The sequence below is a fragment of the Chryseobacterium salivictor genome (assembly GCF_004359195.1).
GTDB classification, from domain to species: Bacteria; Bacteroidota; Bacteroidia; order Flavobacteriales; family Weeksellaceae; genus Kaistella; species Kaistella salivictor.
This window is the reverse complement of the sequence record NZ_CP037954.1, coordinates 2,609,641-2,629,192: the sequence shown is the minus strand read 5'-3', so window position 1 is coordinate 2,629,192 and position 19,552 is coordinate 2,609,641. Positions and strand designations below refer to the sequence as shown.

The 19,552-nt window shown below is 35.7% G+C and carries 21 protein-coding genes; 13 read left to right on the top strand and 8 right to left on the bottom strand.

The window, feature by feature from the left end; all coding sequences use genetic code 11:
- Positions 1–427: 427 nt before the first annotated feature.
- The 5 genes from NBC122_RS11955 to NBC122_RS11935 form a co-directional block, all read right to left on the bottom strand.
- Positions 428–1,792 carry an MATE family efflux transporter gene (locus NBC122_RS11955; RefSeq protein ID WP_133440593.1) on the bottom strand — a complete coding sequence of 455 codons (1,365 nt, stop codon included), beginning with the start codon at positions 1,790–1,792 and terminating at the stop codon, positions 428–430.
- Between the two features lie 97 nt (positions 1,793–1,889).
- Entirely contained in the window at positions 1,890–2,615 is a 726-nt protein-coding gene (locus tag NBC122_RS11950) for a DUF72 domain-containing protein (protein ID WP_133440592.1), read from the bottom strand.
- Positions 2,608–3,207 (bottom strand): hypothetical protein, encoded by a 600-nt coding sequence (locus NBC122_RS11945; RefSeq protein ID WP_133440591.1) that lies wholly within the window; start codon positions 3,205–3,207, stop codon positions 2,608–2,610. The genes NBC122_RS11950 and NBC122_RS11945 overlap by 8 nt, the downstream gene beginning before the upstream one ends.
- A gap of 161 nt (positions 3,208–3,368) precedes the next feature.
- On the bottom strand, positions 3,369–4,553 hold the full coding sequence (locus tag NBC122_RS11940; RefSeq protein ID WP_133440590.1) for a sigma-54-dependent transcriptional regulator: 1,185 nt from the start codon (positions 4,551–4,553) through the stop codon (positions 3,369–3,371).
- Between the two features lie 79 nt (positions 4,554–4,632).
- Positions 4,633–5,301 (bottom strand): YggS family pyridoxal phosphate-dependent enzyme, encoded by a 669-nt coding sequence (locus NBC122_RS11935; protein WP_133440589.1) that lies wholly within the window; start codon positions 5,299–5,301, stop codon positions 4,633–4,635.
- A gap of 187 nt (positions 5,302–5,488) precedes the next feature.
- On the opposite strand from NBC122_RS11935, the gene NBC122_RS11930 reads away from it, so the two are divergent.
- The 11 genes from NBC122_RS11930 (at position 5,489) to NBC122_RS11880 (ending at position 14,581) form a co-directional block, all read left to right on the top strand.
- The gene (locus NBC122_RS11930) at positions 5,489–5,887 is read left to right on the top strand and encodes a hypothetical protein (RefSeq protein WP_133440588.1); all 399 of its coding nucleotides are present in this window, start codon (positions 5,489–5,491) and stop codon (positions 5,885–5,887) included.
- Between the two features lies 1 nt (position 5,888).
- Positions 5,889–6,554, top strand: coding sequence for a hypothetical protein (locus tag NBC122_RS11925; RefSeq protein WP_133440587.1), 666 nt, complete (start codon positions 5,889–5,891; stop codon positions 6,552–6,554).
- Entirely contained in the window at positions 6,551–7,339 is a 789-nt protein-coding gene (locus NBC122_RS11920; RefSeq protein WP_133440586.1) for a sensor histidine kinase, read from the top strand. Before NBC122_RS11925 ends, NBC122_RS11920 begins: the two co-directional genes overlap by 4 nt.
- The gene (locus NBC122_RS11915; protein WP_133440585.1) at positions 7,327–7,971 is read left to right on the top strand and encodes a response regulator transcription factor; all 645 of its coding nucleotides are present in this window, start codon (positions 7,327–7,329) and stop codon (positions 7,969–7,971) included. Before NBC122_RS11920 ends, NBC122_RS11915 begins: the two co-directional genes overlap by 13 nt.
- A 381-nt stretch (positions 7,972–8,352) precedes the next feature.
- The gene (locus NBC122_RS11910; protein ID WP_133440584.1) at positions 8,353–8,883 is read left to right on the top strand and encodes a GNAT family N-acetyltransferase; all 531 of its coding nucleotides are present in this window, start codon (positions 8,353–8,355) and stop codon (positions 8,881–8,883) included.
- Between the two features lie 80 nt (positions 8,884–8,963).
- A complete protein-coding gene (gene gpmI, locus NBC122_RS11905; RefSeq protein ID WP_133440583.1) occupies positions 8,964–10,493 on the top strand; it encodes a 2,3-bisphosphoglycerate-independent phosphoglycerate mutase in 1,530 nt (509 codons plus the stop codon).
- 112 nt (positions 10,494–10,605) lie between these two features.
- Positions 10,606–11,583 carry an acyl-ACP desaturase gene (locus NBC122_RS11900; RefSeq protein WP_133440582.1) on the top strand — a complete coding sequence of 326 codons (978 nt, stop codon included), beginning with the start codon at positions 10,606–10,608 and terminating at the stop codon, positions 11,581–11,583.
- A 144-nt stretch (positions 11,584–11,727) separates the two neighbouring features.
- Complete coding sequence (locus NBC122_RS11895) at positions 11,728–12,159, top strand: BT0820 family HAD-type phosphatase (RefSeq protein ID WP_133440581.1); 432 nt, start codon at positions 11,728–11,730, stop codon at positions 12,157–12,159.
- 55 nt (positions 12,160–12,214) lie between these two features.
- Positions 12,215–13,024, top strand: coding sequence for a type I methionyl aminopeptidase (gene map / locus NBC122_RS11890; protein WP_133440580.1), 810 nt, complete (start codon positions 12,215–12,217; stop codon positions 13,022–13,024).
- Entirely contained in the window at positions 13,024–13,791 is a 768-nt protein-coding gene (locus NBC122_RS11885; RefSeq protein WP_133440579.1) for a class I SAM-dependent methyltransferase, read from the top strand. Before map ends, NBC122_RS11885 begins: the two co-directional genes overlap by 1 nt.
- Positions 13,792–13,807: 16 nt before the next feature.
- Positions 13,808–14,581, top strand: a complete 774-nt coding sequence (locus NBC122_RS11880; protein ID WP_133440578.1) for an SGNH/GDSL hydrolase family protein — start codon at positions 13,808–13,810, stop codon at positions 14,579–14,581.
- On the opposite strand, the gene ligD is transcribed toward NBC122_RS11880, so the two are convergent.
- From ligD to ku, 3 genes are all read right to left on the bottom strand, one after another.
- Positions 14,578–16,470: a DNA ligase D gene (gene ligD / locus NBC122_RS11875; protein WP_246012362.1), complete on the bottom strand. Its 1,893-nt coding sequence runs from the start codon at positions 16,468–16,470 to the stop codon at positions 14,578–14,580. The two genes, NBC122_RS11880 and ligD, sit on opposite strands and share 4 nt — an antisense overlap.
- Positions 16,471–16,535: 65 nt before the next feature.
- Positions 16,536–17,129 carry a DNA polymerase ligase N-terminal domain-containing protein gene (locus NBC122_RS11870; RefSeq protein WP_246012359.1) on the bottom strand — a complete coding sequence of 198 codons (594 nt, stop codon included), beginning with the start codon at positions 17,127–17,129 and terminating at the stop codon, positions 16,536–16,538.
- Positions 17,129–17,917, bottom strand: coding sequence for a non-homologous end joining protein Ku (gene ku, locus NBC122_RS11865; protein ID WP_133440577.1), 789 nt, complete (start codon positions 17,915–17,917; stop codon positions 17,129–17,131). Before ku ends, NBC122_RS11870 begins: the two co-directional genes overlap by 1 nt.
- Positions 17,918–18,070: 153 nt before the next feature.
- Between ku and era the strand changes: the two genes are divergently transcribed.
- Both era and NBC122_RS11855 read left to right on the top strand, forming a co-directional pair.
- Positions 18,071–18,952, top strand: a complete 882-nt coding sequence (gene era / locus NBC122_RS11860; RefSeq protein WP_133440576.1) for a GTPase Era — start codon at positions 18,071–18,073, stop codon at positions 18,950–18,952.
- Positions 18,953–19,015: 63 nt separating this feature from the next.
- Positions 19,016–19,447: a DoxX family protein gene (locus tag NBC122_RS11855; RefSeq protein ID WP_133440575.1), complete on the top strand. Its 432-nt coding sequence runs from the start codon at positions 19,016–19,018 to the stop codon at positions 19,445–19,447.
- The last annotated feature ends 105 nt before the right edge of the window (positions 19,448–19,552 follow it).

The window sequence follows — 19,552 nt, the reverse complement described above, 5'->3', positions numbered from 1 at the left end:
ATATAAATCCCTGAAGATTATTTTGTTCAGGGATTTTTTTTGCTTTTCATCATTGGTGTGAAAATAAAGTTTCGAGTTTAATCTATTTTTGTTTAAAACAAAGGCAAATTTCTTTTCTCATTCCGCTTTAAGACGCAATTTCTGTTTCGTTGATTCATGCTTAAAAAAAATGGTTTCACGGAATGTCGTGTTGTTGGTGAAAAAATCAGTCCATTTCTGTTTTGATAAAACACAAAGATTGACAACTATCCTTTAAATTAATTAAGTCAACAATGATGAGTTGAAGAGACGAAATAGTACTTTTCGAGTGCTCTCGGTTTCACTTTAAAATAAAGATTTATCGTACAGATCAATTTTTTTCACTTTGCGACAAACTGAGAAATACAAATTTGCAGATCCACCGTTTTTGACGCAATACCGGCTTTTTTTACTGAGCCGCCGCAGCATCAATTTTCCTCTGTGACAGCGTCAAAAATCTTCTTATTAATAAAAATGCAGAAATCGTCAATCCAACACCCAAAGCAACCCACATTCCATAGGCGCCCATTTCTCTGGTTACACAAAGGTAATATCCTAATGGGAGTGTGATGATCCAATAGGCAACAAATGTAAGGATACTCGGGATTTTCACGTCCTGCATGCCGCGTAAAACTCCCAGAGACAGAATCTGTAAACCATCTGAAAGCTGAAAAAGTGCTGCTATTATTAATAATTTTGAGGCCAGTACAATGACATCAACATCTTCTTTTTTGGTAAAAAAGGTAGGTAAAATATTTCTTCCCGCAATGAATATAATTCCACACAATACCATGAAAATGAACACTATTTTCAGATTATTTATCCCGACATTTCTTAATTCTTTATAATTCCTTTCTCCAAATCTATTTCCCGCCATAATGGTCGTCGCAATACTGAAACCGATGCAAAGATTAAAAGTAAATGAAGCCATCGATAAGGCGATCTGATGCGCTGCAATATCTTTTGCAGAAATCAGTCCACAAATAAAAGCTGCTGCTGCAAATGCAGTCACTTCAAAGAACATCTGTAAGGCAGTTGGCAATCCCAGTTTGACTAACTTGCGGAACATTTTCTTTTGAAAAAGTTTTGTTTTTAAGGTGAAATCCTCCATATACCTTTTGGTCATAGGATTCTTTTTCATTACGAAAAACAGGAAAACCACCATGAAAACTCTGGCGATAAAAGAGGCGTATGCAGAACCATCTACCCCCAGAGAATCCATACCGACTCCTTTAATAAAAATGTAATTCAGAACAATGTTGATGACATTAGCAATAATGGTTGCTTTGGTAACGCCTATGGTAAAACTCAACCCTTCGGAAACTTCACGCATCGTTTGAAAGGCCATAAACGGCAGAATACTGATAATGGTTATCCGTAAATAACTTTCCGTATCCGGAATGATATTCGCAGGCTGATCAAGATGGTATAACAAAGGCAAAGCAAAGAGCATCAGAATAACTAAAACCAACCCTATAAACATATTCACCACAAAACCATGACGAAAAATACGGTTGATCATGTGGTGATTATTTTGAGACTGCGCTTCTGCAACCAATGGCGGAATGGCCAGTGAAAAACCTAATGCTAATACAAAAACCGAGAAAAACACACCATTGGCCAGCGATACTGAAGCCAGAGCATCTGCACCAAGAAGTTTTCCAACCATTATATTATCAAAAAGTTGCACAGAAACCTGTCCTACTTGCGTAATCATTACGGGAAGTGCTAACTGAAATAATCTTTTGGTGTGTACGGGATTTAAAATTTGCATAATATAAAAAAAATCTGCGGCAAATTTACTGCAAACTTTCTAGATATATTTTTATTTAAAGGATTTTGTTTGTAATATGAATGAGAGTTAAACTGGATCAGACAAAAATTTTATTCAAATAAACCGCATTTTTTATTCCGGCGGTTCCGTAAGTATTATTAAAAAAGATAAATGAAGTTCCATTAAATTTTCGAACCTCCGCCGCCAAAGTACTCAGTTCTGATTCTGAATATTCAGATTTAAACATTTCAGGAATCCCGTGAAGACGGTAATACGCAAAATCGTCATTATTAATCATAAAATCATCCGGAATATCTTTGGGGATAGAAACGCCGGAAAAAACGATTTTATTTTTATTTAAAGTTTCAAAAACTTCGGTATTCCACCAGGATGCGTGTCGGAATTCTACAACATTCAGGTACTTTTTATCAACCGTATCGATTACCTTTTCCAGATGCTCTTTGCTGTATTTAAAAGACGGTGGCAGCTGAAAAAGAAAACCCGCTAATTTCTCCTGTAAACCTGATGAAATATGATTGCAGAATTCTTGGGTGTCAGTTTTCGTTTCGGTCAGTTTTTTAAGATGCGAAATAAATCTTGGGATTTTGATGAAAAATTTAAAATCACCTCCAGTCTCAGCAAACCATTTTTCCAAGGTTTTCAAAGTAGGTTTTCTGTAAAAAGTAGAATTAATTTCGACTGCATTCAAATGCTTTGAATAAAAACTTAAATATTCTTTTGAAGGTAATTCTTCCGGATAGAAAAATCCTTTCCAAATTCTTTCACTAAACCCTGAACACCCGATATATACTTTATTATTCATTTTCAATTAAACCTTTAGTTAATGCTTCCCATTGAATTTTGCTGCCAATTAGCATTCCACCAACTGATACTATTTTATTGCGGATCTTTTCTGAGATCGACTTATCTTTTGAATTAGGAACTTCATTTCTCGCATAGATTTCGGCCGAGATTTCTTTTCCGCTTCTTTTAATAATGAAATTGGAGGTTGCCGATGAATCTAAAAAATGAGTGATTTTATTGCTGCTGCTTGTGGGGTCTGAACTGGGACGAACTCTCAGATAAACAGCTTCATCATCCTCAAAAACTTCCTCTTCATATACTTCAATTTTCACCCAGTCGAGTCCGTCATCATTTCTGTTGGGAAGCAGCGGAACTTTGATGCTGATATAATTACCGACCTGGGGATGACCTAAAATTAGATTACCGTTTTCGTCACGAAGAGAAAATTCTGCCTTTTCCTGTCCTGCAAAAAGTTCCCAGAAATTGATATCCAGAAATCTTTTTTTAACTTTTTTAAAATGGATTCGGGCCAATTCCTTATTATCAAAACTAATCTTTGAAACTGCTTCACTTTCTACGCCGATAATTTGTTCAGGGATTTTATTTTTCATGACAGAAAATTCAGAATTGCTTTTACTCCTTTTTTATTTATCCTAAAAAAAGCATCTAATGTGCCAAAAACTATTAAAAAAAATAAAAAAACCAAAATACAATCGGTATTTTGGTTTTTTTATTAAGAATATCCTTATTTTAATAATAAGAAAGTCAGATTTTATTTTCTCACAAAACTAGCAACATCTTCTGCATTAATCGGGTTTGATCCTAAAATGATCAAACGCTCAACTACATTTCTCAATTCCCGGATATTTCCTGTCCAACTGAAATTCTCCAAAGCTTTAATTGCTTTATCATCAAAGGTTTTCAAAGCGGTACCATGTTCATCAGAAATAATTTTGGCAAAATGTTTCACCAAAAGTTTGATATCGTCTTTTCTTTCATCCAGAGAGGGAACATAAATTTCGATCACTGAAAGTCGGTGATAAAGATCTTCCCGGAATTTTCCGGCTTTAATTTCCTCCTGCATATTTTTATTGGTGGCCGCCAGAACTCTTACATCTACTTTAATTTCTTTATCGCTGCCGACAGGTGAGACCTTACTTTCCTGTAAGGCACGAAGAACTTTTGCCTGGGCAATGAGTGACATATCGCCAATCTCATCCAGAAAAATAGTACCATTATTGGCTAATTCAAATTTTCCCTGTTTGTCTTTTATTGCTCCGGTAAAACTGCCTTTAACATGCCCAAAAAGCTCTGACTCAATAAGTTCTGATGGGATTGCCGCACAGTTTACTTCAATCATCGGCCCTTTGCTTCGGTCACTTTGTGCATGAATTGCGTGAGCTACCAATTCTTTTCCCGCGCCATTGGGTCCTGTAATTAAAACTCTGGCATCTGAGGCCGCTACTTTTTCAATCATATCCTGAATTTTCTTCAACGCAGGAGATTCGCCAATCATCTGATACTTTTTATTAACTTTTTTCTTTAAAGTTGTATTTTCTATTTTTAAATGCTGATTTGTTTTCTGCAGAATTCTTTTGTCCAAAGCGTTTCTAACACTTGTAATCAGCCGGTTGATATCGATAGGTTTTGAAATAAAATCATACGCACCGTCTTTAAGACAATCTACCGCAGTATCGATATCGGCATGCCCTGAGATCATGACGAAAGTCGTATCCGGTTTTATTTGAAGTGCCTGTTTCAAAAGTTCGGTACCTGAAACTTTAGGCATTTTAATGTCAGAAACCACCAAAGCGAAATCTTCCTTCTCTATTTGTTTTAAGCCTTCTAAGCCATCTTCAGCGATAATGAATTCGTAGTCAGGTAATTCATCTGACAGAATGCTGTGTAGAACGCCGGAAATGGATTTTTCATCTTCAACAATTAAGATTTTTTGCATTATAAAAATTTATGGATTGAGTAAAAAGTATTATATGAATTTTGATTTTATCTTAGCAATAATCGTACCTAAGAGAAATTTAAAGATATTCTCTGGATCCGAAAATTGCGGAGCCAATACGGACAGAATTAGCACCGCATTCAATAGCGAGAGGGTAGTCGTCACTCATTCCCATCGATAACGTATCGAGTTTCTGCTGCGACGAAAGTTGGTCGAAAAGATGTTTTAAGAAGGTAAACTCTTTCCTGACCTGGTTTTTATTTTCTGTAAATGTCGCCATTCCCATTAACCCGGAAATAATAATATTCGGAAATTTCCCATTGAGATAATCCAAATACAATTCTTTGGTTTCGTGGACTTCTAAACCGTATTTGGTGTCTTCCTCGGCAATTTTTACCTGGAGGAGCACTTTGATTTTCCGGTGGTTTTTTTCTGCCTGTTTATCAATTTCCACCAAAAGTTTCTCAGAATCAACACTTTGAATCATATCGATAAAGGGTGCAATATATTTGACTTTATTGGTTTGCAAATGGCCGATCAAATGCCACTGTATATCCTGCGGAAGTTGCGGATGTTTTTCGATCAGTTCCTGTACTTTGTTTTCGCCAAAAACCCTTTGTCCTAAATCGTAAACTTCCCGGATCATTTCTTTCGGATGAGTCTTAGACACTGCGACGAGCTGAACGTTATCCGGTAAACCGGTTTTTATTTTTTGGTAACTCTCGGCAATGGGAGAAAATTTTTGCATTCGTTTATTGATTTAAGGTTCAATTCTTCAAAGAAATGAGTTCCGAAATTTAAGGAAATTATCCTTTATTAACAAAAGAGGGGAAGTTTCGGAAAAATAATTTAAAAAAACTACCGGATTGGGTGTTTTCACCCACCAGTTTCAACTAATATACTTTAAATTTGTTACTATTAAAACATATTTAGCAATGAGTGAATTAGAAAAACATTTGATTCCAAAGGAAGAAAGTGATCTGTTGGCAACAGAATACGACAAAACCAATTATGCAGCCATTAATGCAAAACGATCACCTGAAAAACCGGATTCTAAGTATTATACTTATGATTTAGAAATTTTACAGGAGTATATTAATATGATCCGCGAAGGCATGGAAAAAAGGGGCATTAAAAACAAAGGAATCAGAATCACTTTAGGAAAATATCCCGAAGATCAATTTGACCCACGGTTAAATCCACTTTACAAAGGCTATCAAACCATATTCTTTTCCGCAGAAGATATGGATGCCGCTAAAGAAAATTCGGAAAAAGTTTCTAATCCGGAGGATTTACCGGGTTTAAATTTCGGACAACTCTATCCTCCTTATTAAAATGATTGAATGGAACAGAGATGTAGCAAGTGTAATCCAAATTTCACTGGTAGTGATTTTTTTTATACTGTTACTAACGAAAAGAAATAAACTTGGTAAAGGCATTATTTATTTTATGATCGCCGGTGGAATAGTAGCATGCCTGGATACTTTTAATTTTACGATGCATATTTTTACGAACCAATTTAATAGTATCCCTATTTATACCGTAGGAGTTAATTTCGGTGTATTTTTACTGTTCTTTTTATATTTCCGCCGCATCTTAGAGTTAGAAAAATCCAAAAAAATAAACTTGATTATTATAATAATCTTTATCGCAAGTTATATATCATTTGCAGTTTTTTCTGAAAACTTCTTTAATAAATTCCCTTTTAAATTTTATTTTATTGAAGTCATTCTCCTGACGGTTAATATTTTTTTGGTTTTGCGTGAGACCTTTAATTCAGATAAAATTCTTAATATCAAATCTTATTACCCGTTTTGGGCTTGTATCGGCCTGATGTCCATTTACTTAGGAGTAGCTCCTTTACTAATAATAAGCAATACTGCGATACAACTGATGAATATCAATATTTTTTTCATAATTTTATTCATTGTGAATGTTATCGGGTATTCTATTTTGATAATGGGAATCTTTTTTGCAAAAAATATTAATATTAAAAAGTGAATCTTACAGAAACTGATTTTCTGCTTACTATTACCACTTTTATCATTTTAATTGTAATTTTAATGATGGTTTTAGTGTATGGGATTTTCATCAAAAAAAAATCTGAACTTCTTTTATCTCAACAAAGAAAAGAAGCTCTTTTTGAACAGGAATTGGCAATTTCCCAGGTAGAAATTAAAGAACAAACCTTAAATTATATAGGACAGGAACTTCATGATGATTTGGGACAAAAGCTATCCGTGGCAAGACTGATGACCAACAAACTCGCCCGTGCCGACGAAGAAGAAAAAACAAACATTGCTCATGAAATTAATCTTTTGATTGGCGAATGTATTCAGGACATCAGAAACTTGTCTAAAGTATTTATCAGTAAACAAGTAAGGCATTTTGGATTTGTTGAATCATTAGAAAGAGAAATTTCCAGAATCGAACGGCTGGATTTGCTGGAAGTAGAGTACGTGATCAATAATCACGAATTGGAAATTAATTCTGATCATGCTTTAATTCTGTTCCGAATTATACAGGAGTCGATCAACAATGTGATAAAGCATGCCCGGTCAAATAAAGTTTTGATAAAAGTTGACGATCATCCCAATTTCACTGAAATTAATATTAATGATTACGGGGTAGGATTTAATGCAGAACATAGAAATGATGGAAGTGGATTAGAAAATATAAAGAATCGTGCAAAACTAATCGATGCCACTTTTAAGATTAATTCTACAGAAAATCTGGGAACCGAAATTACCATCACCTACAAGAAACCCACACCATGGAAAGAATAAAAATAGCAATCGTAGATGACCACAAATTAGTTTCCAAGGCCATTGAAAACATGATTTCATTTAATCCAAAATTTGAAGTGGTAATGAATTGCTTTAATGGCGAAGATTTTCTGAAACAGCTCGACCACCGGAAAACACTTCCTGAAGTAGTCTTAATGGACATCAATATGCCCCGGAAAAACGGTATCGAAACAACCCTCGAACTTACTAAAAATTATCCCGACCTAAAGGTGATTGCTTTAACGATGGAAGATAATGAAAGCACTATTATAAGCATGTTGAAAGCAGGAGCAAAAGGGTATTTGCTCAAAGATATGTCGCCTGATATTCTTTTTGATGCTATAAACATCGTTCATGAAAAAGGAATTTTCTATACCGATATCGTAACCCAAAGTCTTCTGAAAATAAAAACCGAAGAAAAGATAAATCAAGAAATAAACAGTTCGTTAAAGGACCGCGAGGTAGAATTTATTAAATTGGCCTGCTCTGAACTCACCTATAAGGAAATTGCAGAGCAAATGTGTGTGAGCCCAAGAACTGTAGACGGATACAGAGACTCAATCTTCGCAAAACTGAACGTAAAAACCAGAGTAGGAATTGTGCTTTTTGCCATCAAACATCATATGTGTTAAAATAGGGTGATTTCACCCTTTTATTTACTATAACTAAAGTTTACTTTTGTACGACCAAAACACAAATGGTAAAAAAAACATTAAGCCGATTATTATTTAATCGGTTTTTTGTTGTTTTGAATTGAAGTCTTCAACATTCAAATCGTTTTCCAATGAATTATACTATATTATATTATGATTTATGGTTTCTGTTTTTTTAACCATTCAATGAAATAAATTTTACACACTACTTTCCGATAAATCCAAATTTCCTGAACACAGCTGATTTCTTTTTTGATTTGATTTATTTTTTTAATTTTTAAAATAATGAATCAGCAAAATGCTGCTATTTTTAATGAGAATAAAATCTTCTTTAAATTTGTAAAAGAAAAATCAAAGTCAATGTCAAAATTAGAAGAACAGTTCCATTTTAGGAAAGCAGTTTCAGATGATAAAGAAACAATCTGGAAAATCCTGCAACAAGCCATTGAAAGGCGGAAAAATGACGGAAGCACCCAATGGCAAGACGGCTATCCTAATCCGGAAACAATAGAAAATGATATTCAAAAGAATTACGGATTTGTCTTAACCTCGGATCATGACATTCTGGGATATGTAGCAGTGATTTCCGACATCGAACCTGCTTACGAAAGTATCGAAGGAAAATGGCTGTCTGATGGAAAATACATCGTAGTTCACCGTGTCGCAGTTTCCAGGGAATCTGCAGGAAAAGGAATTGCCACCCACATTTTTAAAGAAATTGAAAAATTTGCCCTTTCACAAAATATTTTGAGTATTAAAGTAGATACTAACTTCGATAATTATCCGATGCTGAAAATTTTAGAGAAACTGGGTTACCAATATTGTGGTGAAGTTTATTTTCGGAACGCTGCCAGAAAAGCATTTGAAAAATTGCTGGATTGGCAGTCATAAATTATCTAAGATTCTTTAAAATCAGTCGCCGAATAAGTGTTAAATCACTAAATTTGTATTCAATCATAAATTTAATAAAAATGTCAAAAAAAGCCATTTTAGCGATACTCGACGGTTGGGGAATAGGATTGGATCCCAAAGTTTCTGCCATTGCTCAGGCCCATACTCCCTTTATCGATTCCTGTTATGAAAAATTCCCGCATACTACGCTGGAAGCGAGTGGGATTGCTGTAGGATTGCCTTTCGGACAAATGGGAAACTCTGAAGTTGGGCACATGAACTTAGGAGCCGGAAGAGTTGTTTACCAAAATTTGGTAAAACTCAATATGGCGGTTGAAAATGCTACTTTAGGAAAGGAAAATACGATCACCAGAGCGTTTGAATATGCTTTAGAAAATAATAAAAATGTTCATTTCATAGGTTTAGTTTCAGATGGTGGGGTACATTCCCATATTAATCATTTGAAAGGTTTGCTCACCGCTGCTCACGAATTTGGTTTAGACAAAAACGTTTACGTTCATGCCTTTACTGATGGCCGGGATTGCGACCCACATTCAGGAAAAGGTTTTATACAGGAACTCCTGGATCATATGAAAGCCAGCACCGGACAGTTGGCAACGGTTGTTGGAAGATATTACGCCATGGACCGTGATAAAAGATGGGAACGTGTAAAATTGGCTTACGACGCAATGGTCAATGGAATAGGCGAACCGACCAGAGATGTTCTGGAAGCGATCGAAAACTCTTATAACCAGGAGATTACCGATGAGTTTTTGAAACCAATTATTTGTCTGAAAGACAACAGTTTACCAGTTGCCAAGATTGAAAATGATGATGTCGTATTTTGCTTTAATTTCAGAACAGACCGTGGTCGGGAAATTACAGAAGTTCTTTCACAAAAGGAGTTTCCTGAATATGGAATGCATCCGTTGAATCTGTATTATGTCACGATGACTAACTATGATAAAAAGTATAATAATGTTCATGTAGTTTTCGACGAAGAAGTTTTACACGAAACGATGGGTGAAGTATTAGAAAAAAACGGCAGAACCCAAATCCGTGTTGCAGAAACAGAAAAATATCCTCATGTAACCTTTTTCTTTTCCGGTGGAAGAGAAGCAGAATTCGTCGGAGAAAGCCGGTTGTTGTGTCCAAGCCCTAAAGATGTTCCTACTTATGACTTTAAACCGGAAATGTCTGCGTACGATATTACCGAAAAAATACTTCCAAAAATTGAACAGGAATCGGCAGATTTTATCTGTTTAAATTTCGCCAACACCGATATGGTTGGCCATACCGGCATTTTTTCCGCCGCAGTTAAAGCCGCGGAAGTTGTAGATGAGTGCATTTCGAAAGTTGCAACTACCGCTTATGAACATGGTTATGCCGTTTTTATCCTCGCAGACCACGGGAATTCAGATGTAATGCTGAACGCTGATGGAAGTCCTAATACGCAGCATTCAACAAACTTAGTCCCTTTAATCGTTATGGATAAAGACAGAAACTGGAAGTTAAAACCCGGGAAATTAGGTGATGTCGCACCATCAATTCTGAAAGTGATGGGAATTGAAATTCCTCCTATAATGACCGGAGAAGTATTAGTAAGTTAAAAAAGCTTCAAATTGACTATTGAAATGACAGATATTTCATTTGTTTTTTCTGTTAATTATGCAGTAGATAATATTTTTAAATTATATTTGCCTAATATATAAAAGAGTGAAGATGTATAATAAAATGATGAGATTAGAAGTAATGAGAACTTTAGGCAAAAATGTCGACGAGTTTATTGACTCCTATCTAACTCCAGTAGAAAAAATATGGCAACCCACTGATTTTTTGCCGGATCCGTCTGCAGATAGTTTTAAATATGATGTTGAAGAACTGCAAACTTATGCACAGGAAATGGGTTACGATCTTTTTGTAACTTTAATAGGTGATTGTATTACCGAAGAGGCATTGCCTAGTTATGAGTCGTGGATTATGGGGATTGACGGCGTAAACCAGGAAGAAAGAACCGGATGGTCACAATGGGTAAGAAGCTGGACCGCAGAAGAAAACCGCCACGGCGATCTGCTCAATAAATATTTATACTTATGCGGCCGTGTAAATATGCGCGAAGTTGAAATCACGACGCAATATTTGATTCAGGACGGTTTTGATATCGGAACGACGATGGATCCATACCGCAATTTTGTTTATACCAGTTTTCAAGAAACGGCGACTAATATTTCCCACAGAAGAGTAGGATCCTTGGCAAAACAAAGCGGAAACACAAAACTTTCCAGAATGTGTGGGGTGATTGCTGCTGATGAAGCGCGACATGCAAAAGCGTACAAACATTTTGTGACCAAAATTCTCGAACTCGATCCTTCAGAAATGATGTTGGCTTTCGAAGATATGATGCGAAAAAAAATAGTAATGCCTGCCCATTTAATGCGCGAATCCGGTCAGAAAGCTGGCGAACTTTGGGGACATTTCTCAGATGCAGCACAGCGCGCCATGGTTTATACAGGACAGGATTACATCAATATTTTATCAGAACTTCTGGAAGACTGGAAAATCGAACATATTACCGGATTGACGGAATCTGCGGAAAAAGCACAGGAATATTTAATGAAACTGCCGGGAAGATTACAAAGAATCACCGACAGAATTTCAACGCCTGATCAGGAATACCAATTCAAATGGATTAAATCGTAGATTTTCATTCATGTCAATTATATTGCCAATTAAGTGAATCACTTCTTTGGCTTTTTTATTTTTATAAAGAATCCACTAATCGATGCGAACATCTTTTCAACGTGCTAAATTTATTATCTTTGCACCATTGAAATTTAGAAAAAAATGAAAAACAGTAAAAAACTTGCTATCGATTTTGACGGTACAATCGTAGATGATGGATATCCCGGAATTGGAAAAACAAAAACTTTTGCTTTTGAAACCCTAAAAAAACTACAGTCGGAAGGTTACAGACTGATTCTCTGGACTTATCGGCATGGCAAAACTTTGGAGGAAGCAGTTGAGTTTTGCAAAAAAAATGGCGTTGAGTTTTATGCGGTTAATTCAAGTTTTGAAGGCGAAATTTTCGATCATGAAAATGCGTCCCGAAAAATTGATGCCGACCTTTTCATCGACGACCGGAACCTTGGTGGATTCCCAGGTTGGGGCGAAATCTACAATATCATTAACGAAAGAATCGAATTCCGTGTAGATGGCAAAGAAGTCCTGGCTTATTCGAAAATAAAAAAAGATAAAAAGAAAGGATTGTTCTGGTAAATTATAATTAAAGTTTACATTTTTCTTTCTCTAACTTTTAAGATATTACAATACATTGATACAGTTAAAAACAATAGAAGAACTTCGCTTAATGCGGGAAAGTGCCCAACTGGTTTCCAAAACTCTGGGCATGCTGGCTAAAGAAATTAAACCAGGCGTAACTACTTTGCATCTTGATAATTTAGGGGGCCAATTTATTCGCGATCACGGCGGAGAGCCTGCTTTTTTAGGAATGTACGGTTTCCCGAAAAATTTATGTATTTCCCCAAATGCTGAAGTAGTACACGGGATACCAAATGAAAAACCTTTACTTGAAGGAGATATTTTATCAGTAGATTGTGGCGTTTTTATGAACGGCTTTTATGGTGATCACGCTTACTCATTTGAAGTAGGAGAGGTTGCACCTGAAATTAAACAACTTCTCAAAATCACCAAAGAATCCCTTTACAAAGGGATTGAACAATGCGTTCGCGGAAAAAGAGTAGGAGATATTTCCAACGCAATTCAAACCTATTGCGAAGCTCATGGTTACGGAGTTGTCCGTGAATTAGTCGGGCACGGTCTAGGCCGTAAAATGCACGAGGATCCGCAAGTTCCCAATTATGGTAAAAAAGGAAGCGGTAAAGTTTTAAAAGACGGAATCGCTCTTGCCATCGAACCTATGGTTAATTTAGGTACTGAAAAAGTAAAATTCCATGATGACGGCTGGACGGTAACTTCGCTCGATATGTCGCCATCAGCTCATTTCGAACACGATGTTTGTATTATCGGCGGAAAACCGGTTTTATTGTCGACCTACAAATATATTTATGAAGCTTTAGGAATTATAAGTGATGAAGAAAAACCATTTACAATGGATTTTTAATGAAAAAAATCACTAAATTTCTTTTAAATAAGATACCAAGACCAATGCTTATTAATTTAAGCATTTTTCTTCGGCCTGTCATTTATTTATTTTTTAAAGGAACAAAATTCACCGATCCGATCGACGGGAAATCGTACCGGAAATTCCTTCCGTATGGTTACGGTAAGCAAAGAGAAAATGCTTTGTCACCGGGAACATTAAGTTTGGAGCGTCACCGGCAAATGTGGCTGTATCTTCAAAATGAAACCGATTTTTTTACTGAAAATTACAAAGTTCTTCACATTGCACCGGAGCAGGAATTTCTGAGAAAATTCAAAAAAATGAAGAATCTGAATTATACTTCTGCCGACTTATATTCGCCGATCGTCGATGTAAAAGCAGATATTCTGGATTTACCTTTTGAAGATGAAAGTTACGATATCGTCTTTTGCAATCATGTTTTAGAACATATCGGGGACGATCAAAAAGCAATGAGCGAATTATATCGGGTCATGAAAAAAGGCGGTTGGGGAATTTTTCAGGTTCCGATGAAGAATTCTTTAGAAAAAACGTACGAAGATTTTTCAATCACAGATCCGAAAGAAAGACAAAAACATTTTGGCCAGTACGACCACGTTCGCTGGTACGGAATGGATTATTTCGACCGACTGAAAAAAGCGGGTTTTGACGTTGATATCAACTTTTATTCAAAGAAATTTTCCAATGAAGACCGCAGAAGATATGGTTTGACAGAAAATGAGATTTTGCCGGTCGTTTTTAAAAAATAACTGAAAAGTAATTGGAATGGGAAAACAGTTTTTAATCCATTTATTAAAGTCGATTCCTCTGTTACCGGTAATTTATTTTCAGGGAAAAAAAATAAGGAAGCAAATACCGCTTCTCCCCGAAGCAAAAGATCCCGAAGGTTTTGTCAATATCAACGCCGACAAAAATTTAAAGATTTTATTTATTGGTGAAAGTTCGATTGCCGGTGTAGGATCAGATTTTCACAAAAACAGCTTTGCCGGGCATTTCTCCAGAGCATTCAGTGCTTTAGTTCAATGTAATATAGAATGGAAAGTGTATGCTAAAACTGGCTATAACGTAGAAAAAATTCACCAAAAAATTGTTCCGCAGATCAGGGAAATTACTTGCGATTTAATCGTTATCGGAATTGGCGGCAATGATACTTTTGAATTGACTCAACCCAAAAAATGGACTAAAAACATTCAGTTTCTCATCGAAAATTTACAGAATAAATTTCCTGAAACTCCGATTTTATTTCCGCATTTACCAACTATTGAAACATTTCCCGCATTTACAAAACAAATGAAATCGGTGTTGGGAAATCACAAAGATTTATTGGCGGATTACCTTAATATGCAAGTTTTAAAAAACCAAAACGTTTATTTTCCGACCAGGAAAATAAACGTGCAGGAATGGTTGGGAAAAATGAAAGAAGATCAAACGATTGCAGATTTTTTCAGTGACGGAATTCATCCGTCTGAACTGACTTATGAATTATGGGCGAATGACTGTGTGCAATTCTTATCAGATTCAAAAATAGATTTTCATTAAATTTCAGAGAGAATTTTCAAAGCTTTCAACATATCAATTCCTTTTCCTAAAACCGGTTTAAACAAATCGCCATTCTTTTTAATACGCTCCAAAGCATTATGAATATTGAAATCGGTGGGTTTTAAACAAGACTTCAGTTCTTCCCAAAGTAAAGGCATTGAGACCGGTGCGAAAGGTTTTGGACGAACGCTGTAAACACTCGCTAACGTCTGACCGGTGCGGTTTTGCAGATAATCCAGATAAATTTTATTCTTATCCCGTTTTTTCAAATTCCTCTCTAAAGTAGTTAGATCGGGTAGTTTTTGCTGCACTTTCTGCATTAAAAGATGGGCGAAATTTTTCACCAGTTCGACCTCATACTGCGCAGCCATGGGAATGAAAATATGAATTCCCGAACTTCCGGAAGTTTTGCAAAAGCCTTTAATTTTTGCTAAATCCAAAATCTCTTTTACACACAAAGCAGTTTCAATAACCTGGTCAAAAGTGTTTTTCTCTGACGGATCCAAATCCAGAGCCAGCCAGGTTGGTTTACCCAAATCTGTTACCGTAGAATTCCAGGGATTCAAATCGATACAGCCTAAATTATTTAAATAAGCCAAATCATCTGGTGTATTGCAGATTAAATATTCAATGTTTTTTTCATTCGATTCCGAAAAGATTGAAACTTTCTCAATCCAGTCAGGGGCGTCGTTTCCGGCATCTTTGTGATAAAAACTTAAACCGCCGATTCCGTTCGGAAAACGGTTCAGTGATTGCGGACGGTTTTTTAAATGGGGTAAAATATATTTCGCTATAGATTGGTAATACGCAATAACTTCTCCTTTCGTAATGCCACTTTCCGGGAAATAGATTTTGTTTTGATTGGTCAGAGTAACGGCTTTCGTCATCTTCGTTTTCACTTTTGTTGAATCTCTTTGAACTTTGCTTTCATTAATTTCAATTTTTAATGAAGATGAATTCTCAATCTCTTCTTCTTTTTCATTCATTAAATCCTCCTTGTCTTTATCACTGCGAAGTCCCAGATAAACGGGATGTCGGAAAATTTCATCTTGTGTTTTTTCGGTATATTTTATTTCACAAACCAATTCCGGTTTCAGCCAGGTCGCTGGAGCGTTGGTTTTTGGAACTTCTTCAAACGGACAGTTTTCGATCATTAACGGTTTAAACAATTCATGCAAAGAATCTAAAATTTTATCAGAAAAACCTGTCCCGGCATGACCGCAATATTTTAATTGACCATCGGTAAAAGTTCCCAGAATCAGCGCACCGAAATTCTTCCGGGCACCGTTCGGTTCTGTAAATCCACAAATTAGAACATCTTCTGTATTCTGTAATTTTATTTTCAGCCAGTCTGACGAACGAACACCTTCCGAATAAATACTGTCTGCTTTTTTTGCAATCATTCCTTCTAATTCCATCTTTTTGATTTGCTCAAAAAAATCAATTCCATTTTCGGGAATATGCTCACAATATTTAACCACATCATTTTCTGTTAAAGCATCTTTCAGCAATTCTTTACGTTGAACTAAAGTTAAATTTTCAGTGGAATGCCCATTGAGCCAAAGCAAATCGAAAATCTGATATGTCATCGCCAAATCCCGATTTTCTCCTATTTTTTGTAAGATTTGAAAATCAGGTTTTCCTTCTTTATTAAAAGCAACGATTTCACCGTCTAAAACCATCTGATGATTTTGATGATCTAAAGCGTTAACGATTTTCGAAAATTTATCAGAATAGGAGAGTCCGTTCCGGGAATAAAATTGAATTACAGATTCCCTTAAATCAGCTACAGCACGATAACCATCCCATTTAATTTCGAAAACCCAATCTTTATTGTCAAAGGCTTTTTCTCCCGTTTGCGCCAACATGGGTTTAATAAAATCTTTCAATTTTTTTTCACCAATCAGTGAAGGCGTATAATTTTTGAATGTTTTCGGGTCTTTATTTGGGATCTTTATTTTTTTTTTCCTGGACGGTTTTCTTCTCGTAACGTAACTTTTGATTTTTCAGGAACGTGCTCTTCAGCGTCATATTCCTCCAATCCGAATTGATCTTTGTGTTTAATTAACAGCCAGGCATTTGGATCTTTGGAATTTTTCATCTTTACTAAAGCAAATTCTCCTTTTAATTTTTTACCGTGAAGAATAAATTTTAAGGAATTTTGATGCAGTTCGTGACGCATGATCAAGTCATCAGATTTTCCTTCTACTTTTTCCAAAGGCTCGTAAGTGCCCGAATCCCATATTTCAACTTCGCCTGCACCATAATTTCCTTCGGGAATAGTTCCTTCAAAATCGTGGTAAGAGAAAGGATGGTCTTCCGTCATCATCGCCAGTCTTTTATCCTCAGGATTCAGCGAAGGTCCTTTCGGAACAGCCCAGCTTTTCAAAACACCGTCCATTTCCAAACGGAAATCATAATGCAATCTGGACGCAGAATGCCGTTGGATAACGAAAATCAATTTGTTGTCTGATTTCTTTTCTTTTCCTTCCGGTTCGGGAGTTTCGTTGAATTTCCGTTTTTTATTGTATTCTTCGAGTGGCATCATCAGGAGACTTTTTTATTCTTTTTTGAATTTTCTAAACTGGCTTTTAACTGCGCCATTAAATCGACAACTTTTCCGCTGTCTTCAGCTTGTTCCTCAATTTTCTTAACTTTTCCGCCTTTTGCTTTTTGTTTAATAATTTTCATTAAATCTTCAGCATAAGTATCTTTAAAAGCAGTGGGTTCAAACTTTTCAGAGTTTTGTTCGATCAGTGAAACTGCCATTTTTAACTCTCCTTCTTTTGGGCTTTTCTGATCCGGAATTTTTAAATCTTTATAATCTCGAATTTCCTGGGCAAATCTCAATCTGTTAATAATAAGAACTTTGTCGTCATAAGGGCGAATCATTCCGAAAATTTCTTTGTCCCGCATTACAAAGGTACCGATTCCTGCCATTTTCGTTTTTTGAAGTGCTTTTAATAAAAGGTTATAAGCATTCTCCGCATTTTTCTGCGGTTCGAGAAAATAGGGAACTTCGAAAAAAACAGAATCAATTTCGGCTTCTTTTACAAACTGTTCAATAGAGAATACTCTTGTTTTCTCGGGACTTGCTGCTGTATAATCCTCGGCATCCAGAACAATGTATTTGTCTTCCAACAGATATCCTTTGACAATATTTTCCCATTTTACTTCTTTACCTGTTTTCTCGTTGACGCGTTTAAACTTGATATTTGAGAAATCACTTTTATCCAGCATATCCAAATCCAGATTGCTGTCTTCTACTGCAGAATACATTTTCACTGGAATATTTACCAGTCCAAATCCAATTGCTCCGTTCCAGATTGATCTCATAATAAATAATTTAAGATTTTGGATAATGAAATAATTATGCCTTTTGAAAAACGAAAAATATAGTTTGGTCATTCTCGTGATTTTAAATCAAAGAATAAAATAAACACCCACCAAAATTCATTAACTTTGCCCTTACTTTAAAATTTTTATACTTTGAGCACGCATAAAGCAGGATTCGTAAATATCGTAGGAAAACCCAACGCCGGAAAATCGACACTTCTTAATCAATTGATGGGAGAGAAGTTGGCGATTGTAACACAGAAAGCACAAACCACAAGACACCGTATTTTCGGAATTTATAATGAAGAGGATTTACAGATTGTTTTTTCTGATACGCCCGGAGTTTTGGATCCAAAATACGGACTTCAGGAAAAAATGATGGATTTTGTAAAGGATTCCTTACAGGATGCAGATGTTTTTCTATTCATTATTGATATTACTGATAAAACAGAGCACAGCGAATTTTTGGTTGAAAAACTGAATAAAATTCCGGTTCCTGTTTTGATCTTGGTGAATAAAATCGATGCTTCCAATCAAACCGATCTCGAAAAAATAATGGAATTTTGGCACGAACAGATTCCAAAAGCAGAGATTTTACCGATTTCCGCTCTAACTGGGTTTAATACTGAAGTGATTTTGCCTAAATTAAAATCGATGCTTCCCGAAAATCCGCCGTATTATGGCAAAGATCTATATACCGATAAACCGGAAAGGTTCTTTGTGAACGAAGCCATTCGGGAAAAAATTCTTTTGAATTATGAAAAAGAAATTCCTTATTCCGTAGAAGTAGTAACCGAGCAGTTCAAAGAGACCGATGGAATGATCTTCATAGATTCAGTGATTTACGTAGAACGCGACACGCAGAAAGGAATCATCATCGGGCATAAAGGCGACGCCATTAAAAAAGTGGGAACGGAAGCGAGAATCGATTTGGAGAAATTCTTTTCTAAAAAAATTCACCTTACTTTATTTGTTAAAGTAAAAAAAGACTGGAGAAAAAATGACAGAGATTTGAAAAATTTTGGTTACCGATAGCGAATTGGATTAAAATTTTGTATTTTAGATGTTTTTATTAATTTTCTTATCTAATTATATTAAATGAATTATTTTTCTTCGACCAGAGACATTCCAGCAATCAATAATATCATCATGTTGTTGGTAAGGATATTTGTAGCAATCGCCATGATTATTCTGCATGGACTACCCAAATTGGAAAAATTTCTGGCAGGGGGTGAAATTCAGTTTTATAACTTTTTGGGTATCGGATCAAGTGCTACATTAATTCTGGCCATCCTGCTGGAACTGATTTGTTCTTTTTTAATAATGATTGGGCTTTTCACGCGCGCAGCAAGTTTATTACTGATGTTGGTGATGGCTATTGCAGCTTTCGGAGTTCATTTTTCTGATCCTTTTACGGTAAAAGAAAGCAGTCTTTTATTCCTTTCTATCTTTGCACTCATTTTTACTTTCGGACCACGGAAATTTTCGATCGACAATATGATTTCTCAGCGGAGAGAATCGAGATGGTAAATAGTCAATAAAAAACACAAAACCACCATTTAACATTTATGTTTTGGTGGTTTTTTTGTTTTATTTAAGTGCATATTTGGTTAAAAGATTAATAATCGATACTTT